The sequence below is a fragment of the Streptomyces sp. NPDC003032 genome, from assembly GCF_053591415.1.
Genome location: NZ_JBSFTT010000002.1, coordinates 446093 through 460480, shown reverse-complemented (window position 1 = coordinate 460480; position 14388 = coordinate 446093). Strand labels below are relative to the sequence as shown.

Here is a 14388-nt window from a genome sequence, read left to right as displayed (position 1 = left end):
CTAGGGGAACCGTCATGGCACCAGAACCACCGCTGCTCACCATGTCCGGCATCACCAAGTCGTTCCCCGGCGTCCGTGCCCTCGACGGCGTCGACCTCCAGGTCCAGGCCGGGGAAGTGCACTGCCTCCTCGGCCAGAACGGCGCCGGGAAGTCCACGCTCATCAAGGTCCTCGCGGGCGCCCACCAGCCCGACGACGGCGAGATCGTCTGGCGCGGCGAGCGCACCACGCTCCGCTCGCCCATCGCGGCCATGCGGCTCGGCATCGCCACCATCTACCAGGAGCTCGACCTGGTGGAGCACCTCTCCGTCGCCGAGAACGTCCACCTCGGGCACGAGCCGACCACCGCCGGATTCGTCGTACGCGGACGGGACGCGAGGACGTCAACGGCCGCTCTGCTCAAGCGCCTTGGGCATGGGGAGATCGGTCCCGGACGGCTCGTCGGTGACCTCTCCGCCGCCCAGCAGCAGATCGTGTCGATGGCCCGCGCGCTCTCCCACGAGGTACGCCTCATCGTCATGGACGAGCCGTCCGCGGCCCTCGACCCGGACGAGGTCGACAACCTCTTCCGCATCGTCGGCGACCTCACCGCGGACGGCGTCGCCGTCGTCTACATCTCGCACCGCCTCGAAGAGATCCGCCGCATCGGCGACCGCGTCACCGTCCTCAAGGACGGGCGTGCCGTCGCGGGCGGACTGCCGGCCAAGTCCACGCCGACCAAGGACGTGGTGGCCCTTATGACCGGTCGCAACGTCGAGTACGTCTTTCCGGAGCGGTCCGACGAACAGGCCGACGCGCAACCGGTGTTGTCCGTCCGTGGCCTCACCCAGAACGGCGAGTTCGAACCCCTCGACCTCGACCTGCGCCCCGGTGAGATCGTCGGCCTCGCCGGGCTCGTCGGATCGGGGCGCTCCGAGATCCTGGAGACGATCTACGGCGCCCGCAAGCCGAGCGCCGGCGAAGTGAGCGTCGGTGGACGGGCGTTGCGTCCCGGAAGTGTCCGCGCCGCCGTCCGCGCGGGCCTCGGCCTCGCACCCGAGGAACGCAAGGCTCAGGCACTGCTCATGCTGGAGTCCGTCACCCGCAATGTGTCGGTCTCCTCCATGTCCCGTTTCTCACGCGGCGGCTGGCTCGACCGGGGCGCCGAGCGGGCCGCCGCGCGAGCCGCCACCCGCGAACTGTCGCTGCGCCCCGACGAACCCTCCGCCCCCGTCCGCACCCTCTCCGGAGGCAACCAGCAGAAGGCCGTCCTGGCCCGCTGGCTCCTGCGCGGCTGCCGCGTCCTGCTGCTCGACGAGCCGACCCGCGGCGTCGACGTCGGCGCCCGCGCCGAGCTGTACGCGGTGATCCGCCGCCTCGCCGACGAAGGCCTCGCCGTGCTCCTCGTCTCCAGCGAGGTGCCCGAGGTCCTCGGCCTCGCCGACCGCGTCCTGGTGCTCCGCGAAGGCCGCGTCGTGCACACCGCCCCCGCCCGTGACCTCGACGAACACCGCGTACTCGACCTCGTCCTCGAAGGGAGCCCGGCGTCATGACCCAGCCCGCCCCGGCGGCCGAGGCCGCCGCCCGCAAGACCGGCCCGGCCGACGACGGCAGCCCGTGGCGCACCAGGCTGGCCCGCGCCGACGTGCGCACGCTCTCGCTGCTCGGCGTGCTGGCCGCGCTGGTCGTCATCGGCGGCATCACCCAGCCCGACTCGTTCCTGGACACCGACAACGTCCAGCTGATCCTCACCCAGGCCTCCGTCATCGGCGTCGTCACCGTCGGCATGACGTTCGTGATCATCTCCGGCGGCATCGACCTGTCCGTCGGCGCGATCGTCGCGCTTGCCTCGGTGTGGGCGACGACGGTCGCCACCCAGGAGTACGGCTTCGCGGGCATCCTCTTCACCGCCGTGATCGTCGGCATGGGGTGCGGCCTGGTCAACGGGCTGCTCATCGCGTACGGCGGCATAGTGCCGTTCATCGCCACCCTCGCCATGCTGGCGTCCGGCCGCGGCCTCGCCCTCCAGATCACCGACGGCAAGACCCAGATGGTCACCGTCGACGGGGTGCTGGAACTCGGCTTGCGGGACTCCTACGTCTTCGGCATCCCGCCGCTCGTCCTGGTCTTCGCCGCCGTCACCGTCGTCGGCTGGCTGCTGCTGAACCGCACCACCTTCGGCCGCCGCTCCGTCGCGGTCGGCGGCAACGCGGAAGCGGCGCGCCTCGCGGGCATCGACGTACGCAGGCAGCGGCTGTATCTGTATCTGCTCTCCGGGCTGTGCTGCGGCATCGCGGCGTTCCTGCTGATCGTCCTCGCCGGTTCGGGACAGAACACCAACGGCAATCTGTACGAACTCGACGCCATCGCCGCGGCGATCATCGGCGGCACGCTGCTCAGCGGCGGCCGGGGCACCATCATCGGCTCGGTGCTCGGCGTGCTGATCTTCACCACGATCCAGAACATCTTCGCGCTCAACAACCTGGAGACCGCGACCCAGCAGATCGCCAAGGGCGCGATCATCGTCGCCGCGGTGCTCGTCCAACGACGTACGGCCCACACATCCTGAGTCGAGGGGTTCACCATGCCAACCAACACGAGCCGCAGAGGGCTCCTCTTCGGAGCCGCCGCCCTGTCGTCCGGAGCGCTGCTCGCGGGCTGCACCAGCAACGAGCCCGAGAACGAGGGGACCGAGGAGAAGGAGCAGCAGGTCGCCGACGACAAGCCGGGCAAGAAGGTCACCATTGGCTTCGCGGGCCCCCAGGCCGACCACGGCTGGCTGAACGCCATCAACGACAACGCCAAGAAGCGGGCGGAGAAGTACTCCGACGTCACCCTGGAGTCCACCGAGGGCTCCAACGACACCGCCGCCCAGATCGGCCAGGTCGAGACGCTCATCAACAAGAAGGTCGACGTCCTGGTGATCCTGCCGGCCGACGGCAAGGCGCTCACCCAGGTCGGTCTGAAGGCGATGAAGGCGGGCATCCCCGTCGTCAACCTCGACCGTGTCTTCGCCTCCCCGCAGGCCTACCGCTGCTGGATCGGCGGCGACAACTACGGCATGGGCCTGAGCGCCGGCCACTACATCGGCGAGAAGCTCAAGGACAAGAAGAACGCGCGCGTGGTCGAGCTGGCCGGTCTCGACAACCTCGAACTGACCAAGCAGCGCTCGAAGGGCTTCGACGACGCCCTCAAGAACTACCCGGACATCAAGAAGGTCGCCCGCCAGGCCGCCGAGTTCACCGTCGAGTCGGGGCAGTCGAAGATGTCCCAGCTCCTCCAGGCGCAGAAGAACTTCGACGCCCTGTGGAACCACGACGACGACCAGGGCGTGGGCGCCCTGCGCGCCATCAAGCAGGCGGGCCGCGACGACTTCCTGATGGTCGGCGGCGCGGGCGCGCTCTCCGCCTTCCAGGCCATCGACGCGGACGACAGCGTCCTGAAGGCCACCGTCCTCTACCCGCCCACCATGGCCGCGTCCGCGATCGACCTGGCGCGCGCCCTCGGACAGGGCAAGGGCGTCAGCGGCATGGCGGAGTTCGAGATCCCGTCCTTCGTCACCTGCTACTCGGCCGTGGTCGACAAGGACAACGTCAGCCAGTACATGTCCACCGGCTTCAAGTGATGCGCGCGTCCGCACCCCCCACCGAGCGTCGACGACGAGGAGCACCGCATGCGTGAGACGGAACCGTCCGACTCCGGAGCGGCCGGGAAGCGGCCGCTGGGGGTGGGCATGGTCGGCTACGCCTTCATGGGCGCCGCCCACTCCCAGGGCTGGCGCACCGTGGGGCGGGTCTTCGACCTGCCCGTGCGGCCGGTGCTCTCGGCCGTCTGCGGCCGCGACGGCGGTGCCGTGCGCGCCGCCGCCGACCGGCTCGGCTGGGCCGCCGCCGAGACCGACTGGCGCGCCCTGATCGCCCGGGACGACGTCGACCTCGTCGACATCTGCACCCCCGGCGACAGCCACGCGGAGATCGCCGTCGCCGCCCTGGAGGCGGGCAAGCACGTGCTGTGCGAGAAACCCCTCGCCAACACCGTCGAGGAGGCCGAGGCCATGGCCGAGGCCGCCGAACGGGCCCGCGCCCGGGGCCAGGTGGCCATGGTCGGCTTCAACTACCGGCGGGTGCCCGCCCTCGCCCTGGCCCGGCGGATGGTCGCCGAGGGGCGGCTCGGAGCGCTGCGGCACGTGCGCCTGACGTACCTTCAGGACTGGCTGGTGAACGCCGACTTCCCGCTCACCTGGCGGCTCCTCAAGGAGCGCGCGGGCTCCGGTGCGCTCGGTGATCTGGGGGCGCACATCGTCGACCTCGCGCACTATCTGACGGGGGAGCAGGTGGCCGGGGTGTCTGCGCTCACCGAGACCTTCGTCCGTGAACGGCCGCTCCTGGAGGGCGCCTCCAGCGGGCTCACCGCGGTGGGCGGCGCGCGGCGCGGCACGGTCACGGTGGACGACGCGGCCGTCTTCACCGGCCGCTTCCCCTCCGGCGCGCTGGCCTCCTTCGAGGCCACCCGCTTCGCCGCGGGCCGCAAGAACGCGCTGCGGGTCGAACTCAACGGCTCCGACGGCTCGTTGGCCTTCGACCTGGAGCGTCTGAACGAACTCTCCTTCCACGACCACACCGAGCCCGCCGCGTCGTCCGGCTTCCGCCGCATCCTGGTGACCGAACCCGAACACCCGTACCTGGACGCCTGGTGGCCGCCGGGCCACGGCCTCGGCTACGAGCACACGTTCGTACACCAGGCCCGTGACCTACTGCATGCCATCGCCACCGGGACGCCCCCCGAGCCGTCCTTCACCGACGGCCTCAGCGTCCAGCGGGTGCTCGCCGCCGTGGAGGAGAGCGCCGCGAAGAACTCCGTCTACACGCCGGTCCCTGCCTGAGGAGGCCCTTCATGCCCCGTAGGTTCACGCTCTTCACCGGCCAGTGGGCCGACCTGCCACTCGAAGAGGTCTGCCGGCTCGCCCGCGACTTCGGCTACGACGGCCTCGAACTCGCCTGCTGGGGGGACCACTTCGAGGTCGACAGGGCGCTCACCGACCCCACCTACCTGGACGGGCGGCGCGCCCTGCTCGACAAGTACGGCCTCAACTGCTGGGCGATCTCCAACCACCTCGTCGGCCAGGCCGTCTGCGACGCGATCATCGACGAGCGGCACCGGGCGATCCTGCCCGCCCGCATCTGGGGCGACGGCGAGGGGGAGGGCGTGCGGCAGCGGGCCGCCGCAGAGATCAAGGACACCGCGCGGGCCGCCGCCGCCTTCGGCGTCGACACCGTCGTCGGCTTCACCGGCTCGGCGATCTGGCACCTGGTCGCGATGTTCCCGCCGGTCCCCGCATCCATGATCGAGCGCGGTTACGAGGACTTCGCCGAGCGCTGGAACCCGATCCTCGACGTCTTCGACGCGCAGGGCGTGCGCTTCGCCCACGAGGTGCATCCGTCCGAGATCGCGTACGACTACTGGACCACGCACAAGGCGCTCGAAGCCGTCGGCCACCGCCCCGCCTTCGGCCTGAACTTCGACCCCTCGCACTTCGTGTGGCAGGACCTCGACCCGGTCGGTTTCCTCTACGACTTCCGGGACCGCGTCTACCACGTCGACTGCAAGGAGGCCCGGCGCCGCCTGGACGGCCGCAACGGCCGGCTCGGCTCGCACCTGCCGTGGGGCGACCCGCGGCGCGGCTGGGACTTCGTCTCGGCGGGCCACGGGGACGTCCCCTGGGAGGACGTCTTCCGCATGCTCGGTTCCATCGCGTACGAGGGTCCGATCTCGGTGGAGTGGGAGGACGCCGGCATGGACCGGCTCCAGGGCGCCCCGGAGGCCCTCACACGTTTGAAGGCGTACGACTTCGAGGCGCCGACCGCCTCGTTCGACGCCGCGTTCGGCGGCTCGGATTAGCCGTACCCACCACGTTTGTCCAGTGACGGGAGAAAGCTGAACTTCAGTGCCGCGTAAGGGCTATCCGCCCGGGACAAACGTGGCTACCGTCCCTGATGTGTACAGGACATGAAGGTCCGGGGTGACGGCGCACCCCGGCGCACGGCGCACACACCCGCGTACGACCGTCCCCTCCGGAGGAACCCCGTGCACAGGAAACGCCCGAGACTGCGGAACAAAGCCCTCGCCCTGCTCACCGGCACGCTGCTCGCCGGTGCCTCGCTGGCCCTCGCCATACCGCAGGCCGGGGCCGTTCCCGCCGACCCGCCCTCGACGGCCGTCCCCGCCGCCGAGGACTTCCAGCAGGTCACCCTCGCCAAGGGCGAGCCGGAGGTGGGCGAGCCCATGACGCTCTCCGTGCTCCCCGACCGCTCGGTCCTGCACACCTCCCGCGACGGTACGCTGCGGCTGACGGACTCCGCGGGCAACACCAAAATCGCGGGCAAGATCCCCGTATACACGCACGACGAAGAGGGCCTCCAAGGCGTCGCCATCGACCCGAAGTTCAGCGAGAACCGCGCCATCTTCCTCTACTACGCGCCCCCGCTCGACACCCCCGCGGGCGACGCCCCGGAGAACGGCACGGCCGAGGACTTCAAGAAGTTCGACGGCGTCAACCGGCTCTCCCGCTTCGTCCTCAAGGCCGACGGCACCCTGGACACCGCGAGCGAGAAGAAGGTCCTCGACGTCCCCGCGAGCCGCGGCATCTGCTGCCACGTCGGCGGCGACATCGACTTCGACAAGGACGGCAACCTCTACCTCTCGACAGGCGACGACTCCAACCCCTTCGCCTCCGACGGCTTCACGCCCATCGACGAGCGCGCGGGCCGCAACCCCGCCTACGACGCCCGGCGCGGCGCGGGCAACACCAACGACCTGCGCGGCAAGATCCTGCGCGTCAAGGTCGCCGACGACGGCTCGTACACCGTCCCGGACGGCAACCTCTTTGCCAAGGGCACCGAGAAGACCCGCCCCGAGATCTACGCGATGGGCTTCCGCAACCCCTTCCGGATGAGCGTCGACAAGCCGACCGGCACCGTCTACGTCGGTGACTACGGACCCGACGCGGGCGCCGCCGACCCCAAGCGCGGCCCCGCGGGACAGGTCGAGTTCGCCCGCGTGACCAAGCCGGGCAACTTCGGCTGGCCGTACTGCACCGGCAAGAACGACGCCTACGTCGACTACGACTTCGCCACCGGCGCCTCGGGTGCGGCCTTCGACTGCGCGGCGCCGAAGAACGACTCGCCGTACAACACCGGACTGACCGACCTGCCGCCTGCTGAGGAGGCCTGGATTCCGTACGACGGCGGCTCCGTCCCCGAGTTCGGCTCCGGCTCCGAGTCCCCGATGGCGGGGCCCGTCTACCGCTACGACGCGGCGAACACCTCCCCCGTGAAGTTCCCCGAGGCGTACGACGGCGACTTCTTCGCGGGCGAGTTCGGCCGACGCTGGATCAAGCGCATCGAGCACGGCGCGGACGGCGCCGTGCAGTCCATCAACCCCTTCCCCTGGACGGGTACCCAGGTGATGGACATGGAGTTCGGCCCCGACGGCGCGCTCTACGTCCTGGACTACGGCACGGCCTGGTTCGGCGGCGACGAGAACTCCGGCCTCTTCCGCATCGAGAACGCCACGACAGGACACTCCCCGGTCGCCGAGGCGAGCGCGTCGGTGACCAGCGGCCAGGCCCCGCTGCGCACCAGGTTCACCGCGAAGGCCACGGACGCCGACGGCGGAACGCTCACCTACTCCTGGGACTTCGGCGACGGCGGCAAGTCCACCCAGCAGAACCCCACCTACACGTACAAGAAGAACGGCGTCTACACGGCGACCGTGACCGTCAAGGACTCCACCGGCCGCACCGGTTCCGCCAGCGCGCACATCACCGTCGGCAACACCGCGCCCAAGGTCACCCTGGAGCTCCCCGGTGACGGGCAGCTGTTCACCTTCGGCGACAAGGTGCCCTTCAAGGTGAAGGTGACCGACCCGGAGGACGGCGCCACCGGCCCGATCGACTGCACGAAGGTCAAGGTCACCCACATCCTCGGCCATGACAGCCACGGCCACCCGGTCACCTCGGCCAACGGCTGCTCCGGCACCATCCAGACGTCGGCGGACGGCGAGCACGACCCGAACGCCAACATCTTTGGGGTCTTCGACGCCGAGTACACCGACAAGGGCGCGAACGGCCAGCCCGCGCTGACCACCCACGACCAGAACGTCGTCCAGCCCAAGCACCGCCAGGGCGAGCACTACGGCGACTCCAAGGGCGTGTCCGTGATCAACCACACCCCGGCGCACGGCGGCAAGACCGTCGGCGACATCCACAACGGCGACTGGATCTCCTTCAAGCCGTACATCCTCTCCAACGCCACCAAGCTGACCGCGCGGGTCGCATCCGCCGGATCCGGCGGCACCCTGGAAATCCGCAGCGGATCGGCCGGCGGCAGGCTGCTCGGCACGGCGAAGGTGGAACCGACCGGCTCGTGGGAGACGTACAAGGACGTCAGCACGGCCATCACGCGGGCGCCGTCGAAGACCACGACGCTGTATCTGGTCTTCAAGGGCAAGGGCGCGGGAGCGCTCTACGACGTGGACGACTTCACGTTCACGACGTCGGCCGCACACCGGTGAGGGAGGGGATGTGACCGCAATGCGCAGTCGAGCGCGGCTCCTGACCGCCACGGCGGCGGCCGCTCTGCTCATCGGATGCGTGTCGGGTCCGGCGGCCTCGGAGCCGGGCCCAGGGCCGGTACCGGTACCGGCCCTGGGCGAGGATGCCGGGCGCGTCCTGGTCTTCTCCAAGACGGCGGGCTTCCGGCACGACTCGATCCCCACCGGGGTCGCGACCGTCAAGGAACTCGGCGCCGACGCCGGCTTCACCGTCGACGCGACCGAGGACGCGGGGGCCTTCACGGCCAAGAACCTGCGCCGGTACGACGCCGTCGTCTGGCTCTCGACCACCGGCGACGCCCTGAACGCCGCGCAGCAGCGGGCCTTCGAGGACTACATCCGGGGCGGCGGCGCCTATGTCGGCGTGCACGCCGCCGCCGACACCGAGTACGACTGGCCCTTCTACGGCGGGCTCGCGGGCGCGTACTTCCAGTCGCACCCCGCGATACAGCGGGCGCGGGTCCATGTGGAGGACCACGCGCACCCGGCGACGTCCCACCTGGGCGCCGGGGCCTGGGAGCGCTCCGACGAGTGGTACAACTACCGCACCAACCCGCGCGAGCGGGCGCGCGTCCTGGCCTCGCTCGACGAGTCGTCGTACACGGGCGGCACGATGTCGGGCGACCACCCCATCGCCTGGTGCCAGAGCGACTACCAGGGCGGCCGGTCCTTCTACACCGGCGGCGGCCACACCAAGGAGTCATACGCCGAACCCGCCTTCCGGCAGCACCTGCTGGGCGGTATCCGCTGGGCCGTCGGCGCGGCCCAGGCCGACTGCCGCCCCGAGAAGGGCTACACGCCGGTCTTCGACGGCAAGGCGGCCTCGCTCGCGGACTGGAAACAGGCAGGCCCGGGCTCCTTCTCCCTCAACGAGGACGACGGGACGCTCACGACCGTCGGCGGCATGGGCATGCTCTGGTACGAGCGGCGCGAACTCGGCTCGTACTCGCTCAAACTCGACTGGCGGATGCGCGGCGACGACAACTCCGGGATCTTCGTGGGCTTCCCCGCCTCCGACGACCCCTGGTCGGCCGTGAACAAGGGCTACGAGATCCAGATCGACGCCACGGACATCCCCGAGAAGACCACGGGCTCCGTCTACGGCTTCAAGTCCGCCGACCTGAAGAAGCGCGACAAGGCGCTGAACCCACCGGGGGAGTGGAACACGTACGAGATCCGCGTCGAGGGCGAACGCCTTCGCGTCTGTCTCAACGGCGTGAAGATCAACGATTTCACCAACACCGACCCGGCGCGGAGCCTGCGCCAAGGGCACATCGGCATCCAGAACCACGGCGACGCCGATGAGGTCTCCTTCCGGGACATCCGGGTGAGGGATCTGCCTGGGGTGGGTGACTCGCCCGGAGGGGGCTCTCCCTCGTCCGCGACGTCTCGTCCGGGCGGGGGCCGTTAGACGGCGGCGGGCGGAGGACGCCGGACCTCCGCCCGCCGTCTCGCACCGCACTCGCACCCACGTTTCTTGAGCCTTGATTCTTGAGCTTTGATTTCATGAGCTTGATTTCCTGAGTCACGCAGGAGGCAGCCGTGTCCACATCCGCGCTTTCCACATCCCTGCTTTCCACATCGCCGCTTTCCACAACCGAGATCTCCAATTCCGAGTTCTCCAATTCCTCTGTCGGGGTCTGGCTGGTCGGCGCGCGAGGTTCCGTCGCGACCACCGCCGTCGCGGGGTGCGCGGCCGTGGCGGCCGGACTGCGACCGCCCACCGGCATGGTCACCGAGACGCCCCCCTTCACCGACTGCGGCCTGCCAACGTTGTCGTCGCTCGTCTTCGGTGGCCACGACACCGCGAACTGCCCCCTGCCCAAACGGGCAGAGGAACTCGCCGCCGGGGGCGTCCTCCCCCACGGCCTCCCCTCGGCGGTCCACGCCGAACTCGCCGCGGCGGACGCCGAGATCCGCCCGGGCGGCCCCCTACCGGGCGACACCCGCACCGACGAGCAGCTCATCGCCGCCTTCGCCGCCGACCTACGCGACTTCGTGCGCCGCCGGGGCCTTACCGGCGCGGTGGTGGTGAACGTCGCCTCGACGGAGCCGGTTCGGGGGAGTGGTGGGGTGGGGGACTGGGACGCCCCGGGTGGCGACAGGGCTTCGGCTGGTGAGCGGGCGGCTTCGGTGGGGGCTGCTTCGGGGAGCTGGGCGGGCCCTGGTGTGGCTTCAGCGAGGCCGCCCGTTGTGGCGCGGGGCGGCGTCGCCTCGGGGGACCCCGCTCGGATGCCCGCCAGTTCCCTCTACGCCGCGGCGGCGCTGCGGGCCGGGTGCCCCTACGTGAACTTCACCCCCTCGACGGGCCTGCACCATCCCCACCTCGCCGAGGCGGCGCTCGCCTCCGGGCTCCCCTACGCGGGCCGGGACGGCAAGACCGGCCAGACCCTTCTGCGCTCGGTGCTCGGCCCTATGTTCGCCCAGCGGGCGCTCGCCGTACGGGCCTGGTCCGGCACCAACCTCCTGGGCGGCGGTGACGGCGCGGCCCTCGCCGACCCCGCCGCCGCGGCGGCCAAGAACGCCGGCAAGGAGCGCGTCCTCGCCGACACCCTCGGCACCGCCCCCGAGGGCGAGGTCCACATCGACGACGTCCCCTCCCTCGGCGACTGGAAGACGGCCTGGGACCACATCGCCTTCGACGGCTTCCTCGGCACCCGCATGGTCCTGCAGACCACCTGGCAGGGCTGCGACTCCTCCCTCGCTGCCCCCTTGATCCTCGACCTGGCACGCCTGACCTCCCGAGCCCACGAACGCGGCCTCTCCGGCCCCCTGCCGGAACTCGCCTTCTACTTCAAGGACCCGGACGACGGCGCCGCCGCCGCACTGGGGGACCAGTACCGAGCCCTGCTCGGCCTCGCCGACCGGCTGCGGGATCCCCGGTGAGCGCGGCGCGCGACTGGGCCGAACTGCTGCGCGTCCCCGCCCTGTTCACCGTCCCCGGCGACGCGCTCGCCGGGGCGGCCACGACCGGCCTGCGCCCCAACCGCCGCACCCTCCTCGCCATCACCTCCTCCCTCTGCCTGTACGAAGCGGGCATGGCCCTCAACGACTGGGCCGACCGAGCCGAGGACGCCGTCGAACGTCCCGAGCGCCCCCTGCCCTCGGGCCGCATCGCCCCACCCGCGGCCCTCGCGGCAGCGGCCGCCCTCACCGCGACGGGCCTGATCCTCGCCTCCCGCGCCGGCCGTCCCGCCCTGGTGGTGGCAGCCACCCTGGCAGGCACGGTGTGGGCCTACGACCTGCGCCTGAAACACACCCCCGCGGGCCCCGCAGCCATGGCCGCGGCACGAGGCCTCGACCTGCTCCTCGGCGCGACCGCCACGGCGGGCCCGGGCGCCGCCCCTCTCGCCAAACAGGCCCTGCCGTCCGCCGCCACCCTCGCCACCCACACCCTGGCCGTCACCGCAGTCTCCCGCCACGAAGCGCAGGGCGGCTCCTCGGCGACCCCCTTGGCGGCGCTCGCGGGGGTGACGCTGCTGGCACGGCTTGTGGGCGGGGGATCGGGCACCCGTGGTGCGAGTGCGCCTGGTGGTCCTGGTGGCCTTGGTGGTGCAGGTGGTCCCGATGGTCCTGGTGGTGTAGGTGGTCCTGACGGTTCGGGTGGTGCTGGTGGTGCGACTGCTGGCGTGGTTTCTGAAGTGGCTGGAGTGGCTGCTGGGGTGGCTCTGGTTAGTGGGGTTGGTGCGGACAGTGGGGCCGATGGTGGGGGCGCCGGTGGACCTGGTGCGGGCGTCAGGTCCGGACGGCGGTCGGGCGCGACGGAGTCCGGGACCCGGGCCCTGCCCTCTGCCGTTGCCGCCCGCCAGGCCCTGCGCGGCGCCCTCGCTCTCGCCTATGTCGGGACCGCCGCCAAGCCCCTTCTCCACGCCGCTCTCAACCCCTCACCTCCCCTCACCCAACGCGCAGTCGGCGGCGGTATCCGCGCCATGATCCCGTTGCAGGCAGCGCTCGCCGCCCGGGCGGGCGCAGCGGGAACCGCTCTGTTGACCGCCGCCCTCGCCCCGGCCGCCCGTAAGTTCGCACGGAAGGTGAGCGTCACATGAGCGGCACCACCCCTGAGGACCCGCGCCCGACCGGATGCCTTACCGGAGCCCCGACCAGACGCCCCACCGGACACCCGATCGACACCCTCCGTTTTGGCTACGGCACCAACGGCCTCACCGACCTCCGTCTCGACGACGCCCTCGGTCTCCTCGCCGACCTCGGCTACTCCGGCGTCGGCCTGACCCTCGACCACATGCACCTCGACCCCCTCGCCCCCGATCTCGTCACCCGCACCCGCCACGTGGCCCGCAGGCTCGACCGCCTCGGCCTGACCGCCACTGTCGAGACCGGCGCCCGCTATGTCCTCGACCCGCGCCGTAAGCACGGCCCCTCCCTCCTCGATCCAGATCCGCACCGGCGGGCCGACCGCGCCCGCCTGCTGGTCCGCGCCGTCCACGTCGCCGCCGACCTAGGCGCCCACGCCGCGCACTGCTTCAGCGGTGTCCTCCCGGAGGGCACCCCCGATGACATCGCCTGGAAGCGGTTCGCCGACGCCCTCGGCCCCGTCCTCGACGCCGCGTCCGGCGCCGGCGTCCCGCTCGCCGTCGAACCCGAGCCCGGTCACCTCCTCTCGTCGCTCGCCGACTTCCACCGTCTGCGCCGGGAGCTGGGTGATCCCGCTCCCGAACTCCTCGGCCTCACCCTCGACATCGGCCACTGCCAGTGCCTCGAACCGCTCCCTCCGGCCGACTGCGTGCGCGCCGCCGCCCCCTGGCTGCGGCACGTCCAGATCGAGGACATGCGGCGCGGCGTCCACGAGCACCTGCCCTTCGGGGACGGGGAGATCGACTTCCCGCCCGTCCTCGAAGCGCTGGCCGCCACCGGTTACCAAGGGCTGACCGTCGTCGAACTGCCCCGCCACTCCCACGCGGGCCCCCAACTCGCCGCACAGTCGATCGGCTTCCTCCGCAAGGCCGCGGTAGCCGCCGGGAGCGCCGCATCTACGGCATCTACCGCGTCCGCCGCAGCCGCCGCAACCGGCGGGGTGGCCCTGACCCCGATGGGTCCCGCCTCCGGGCCCGCCCCCGTCACCGCTCCCGCCCCCGCCGCCAAGGGAGGAACACCGTGACCGACACCCCCGGCATCGCCGCCCTCCGTGCCCGTCTCGAGGCCGAGCTCGGCGGAGCCGCCCGTGCCTGGCTCGACCAGGCCACAGCCGAGGCCGCGGCCCACGCCGAGCGACGGGAGCAGCAGCGGACGCAAGGGACGACCCCCACATGGGAGTTGAGGATCGCGGAGGCAGGGCGCCGCTGCGGCCCCGACCACGCCGATGCCGCCCGCGTCCTGCTCCTGCACGCGGCAGCCGCGGACCCGGCCACCCTCAGCCGTGTCTACGCCCAGGGCACCGCCCCCGAGCGCCGCGCCGTCCTGCACGCCCTGCCGCATCTGGTGCCGGGCCCGGAGGCGCTGCCGCTGGTCGAAGACGCCCTGCGCACCAACGACACCCGCCTCGTCGCCGCGGCCGTCGGCCCGTACGCCGCCGCGCACCTCACGCCGCACGACTGGCGTCACGCCGTCCTCAAGTGCCTGTTCACCGGCGTCCCCGTGGACGCTGTCGCCGACCTGCCGAGGCGTGCCCGAGGCGACGGCGAACTCGCCCGCATGCTCGGCGACTACGCCGGCGAACGCACCGCGGCGGGCCGCGCCGTCCCCGGCGACCTGCATCGCGTCCTGGCCCTGACCGACCCGGGGGCCATCTCGCCTCCCAAGGCTCCCTCGGGCCCCGCGGCCCCTTCGACCGGCGAGGAGTAG

11 protein-coding genes are annotated in these 14388 nt (G+C 71.6%); all 11 read left to right on the top strand.

What is annotated here, in order from left to right; all coding sequences use genetic code 11:
- Positions 1–14 precede the first annotated feature (14 nt).
- The 11 genes from ACWDZ7_RS04520 to ACWDZ7_RS04470 all read left to right on the top strand — a co-directional run bounded on the left by ACWDZ7_RS04520 (position 15) and on the right by ACWDZ7_RS04470 (position 14388).
- Positions 15–1532 (top strand): sugar ABC transporter ATP-binding protein, encoded by a 1518-nt coding sequence (locus ACWDZ7_RS04520; protein WP_451794724.1) that lies wholly within the window; start codon positions 15–17, stop codon positions 1530–1532.
- Positions 1529–2548 carry an ABC transporter permease gene (locus ACWDZ7_RS04515; RefSeq protein ID WP_451794723.1) on the top strand — a complete coding sequence of 340 codons (1020 nt, stop codon included), beginning with the start codon at positions 1529–1531 and terminating at the stop codon, positions 2546–2548. The genes ACWDZ7_RS04520 and ACWDZ7_RS04515 overlap by 4 nt, the downstream gene beginning before the upstream one ends.
- 15 nt (positions 2549–2563) lie before the next feature.
- Positions 2564–3604, top strand: coding sequence for a substrate-binding domain-containing protein (locus ACWDZ7_RS04510; RefSeq protein ID WP_451794722.1), 1041 nt, complete (start codon positions 2564–2566; stop codon positions 3602–3604).
- Between the two features lie 48 nt (positions 3605–3652).
- Entirely contained in the window at positions 3653–4861 is a 1209-nt protein-coding gene (locus tag ACWDZ7_RS04505; RefSeq protein ID WP_451794720.1) for a Gfo/Idh/MocA family protein, read from the top strand.
- Positions 4862–4872: 11 nt separating this feature from the next.
- Positions 4873–5877 (top strand): sugar phosphate isomerase/epimerase family protein, encoded by a 1005-nt coding sequence (locus ACWDZ7_RS04500; protein ID WP_451794719.1) that lies wholly within the window; start codon positions 4873–4875, stop codon positions 5875–5877.
- 186 nt (positions 5878–6063) lie between these two features.
- Positions 6064–8550: a PQQ-dependent sugar dehydrogenase gene (locus ACWDZ7_RS04495; RefSeq protein WP_451794717.1), complete on the top strand. Its 2487-nt coding sequence runs from the start codon at positions 6064–6066 to the stop codon at positions 8548–8550.
- Positions 8551–8569: 19 nt separating this feature from the next.
- Entirely contained in the window at positions 8570–10000 is a 1431-nt protein-coding gene (locus ACWDZ7_RS04490; protein ID WP_451794716.1) for a ThuA domain-containing protein, read from the top strand.
- Positions 10001–10191: 191 nt separating this feature from the next.
- Positions 10192–11475, top strand: coding sequence for an inositol-3-phosphate synthase (locus ACWDZ7_RS04485; RefSeq protein ID WP_451794792.1), 1284 nt, complete (start codon positions 10192–10194; stop codon positions 11473–11475).
- Positions 11472–12635, top strand: a complete 1164-nt coding sequence (locus ACWDZ7_RS04480; protein WP_451794714.1) for an SCO3242 family prenyltransferase — start codon at positions 11472–11474, stop codon at positions 12633–12635. The genes ACWDZ7_RS04485 and ACWDZ7_RS04480 overlap by 4 nt, the downstream gene beginning before the upstream one ends.
- Entirely contained in the window at positions 12632–13705 is a 1074-nt protein-coding gene (locus ACWDZ7_RS04475) for a sugar phosphate isomerase/epimerase family protein (protein ID WP_451794713.1), read from the top strand. The genes ACWDZ7_RS04480 and ACWDZ7_RS04475 overlap by 4 nt, the downstream gene beginning before the upstream one ends.
- Positions 13702–14388, top strand: a complete 687-nt coding sequence (locus ACWDZ7_RS04470) for an EboA domain-containing protein (protein WP_451794711.1) — start codon at positions 13702–13704, stop codon at positions 14386–14388. Before ACWDZ7_RS04475 ends, ACWDZ7_RS04470 begins: the two co-directional genes overlap by 4 nt.

Coding starts and splice junctions, on each gene's coding strand:
- ACWDZ7_RS04520 (WP_451794724.1), top strand. CDS start 15: ATGGCACCAGAACCACCGCTGCTCACCATGTCCGGCATCACCAAGTCG.
- ACWDZ7_RS04515 (WP_451794723.1), top strand. CDS start 1,529: ATGACCCAGCCCGCCCCGGCGGCCGAGGCCGCCGCCCGCAAGACCGGC.
- ACWDZ7_RS04510 (WP_451794722.1), top strand. CDS start 2,564: ATGCCAACCAACACGAGCCGCAGAGGGCTCCTCTTCGGAGCCGCCGCC.
- ACWDZ7_RS04505 (WP_451794720.1), top strand. CDS start 3,653: ATGCGTGAGACGGAACCGTCCGACTCCGGAGCGGCCGGGAAGCGGCCG.
- ACWDZ7_RS04500 (WP_451794719.1), top strand. CDS start 4,873: ATGCCCCGTAGGTTCACGCTCTTCACCGGCCAGTGGGCCGACCTGCCA.
- ACWDZ7_RS04490 (WP_451794716.1), top strand. CDS start 8,570: ATGCGCAGTCGAGCGCGGCTCCTGACCGCCACGGCGGCGGCCGCTCTG.
- ACWDZ7_RS04475 (WP_451794713.1), top strand. CDS start 12,632: ATGAGCGGCACCACCCCTGAGGACCCGCGCCCGACCGGATGCCTTACC.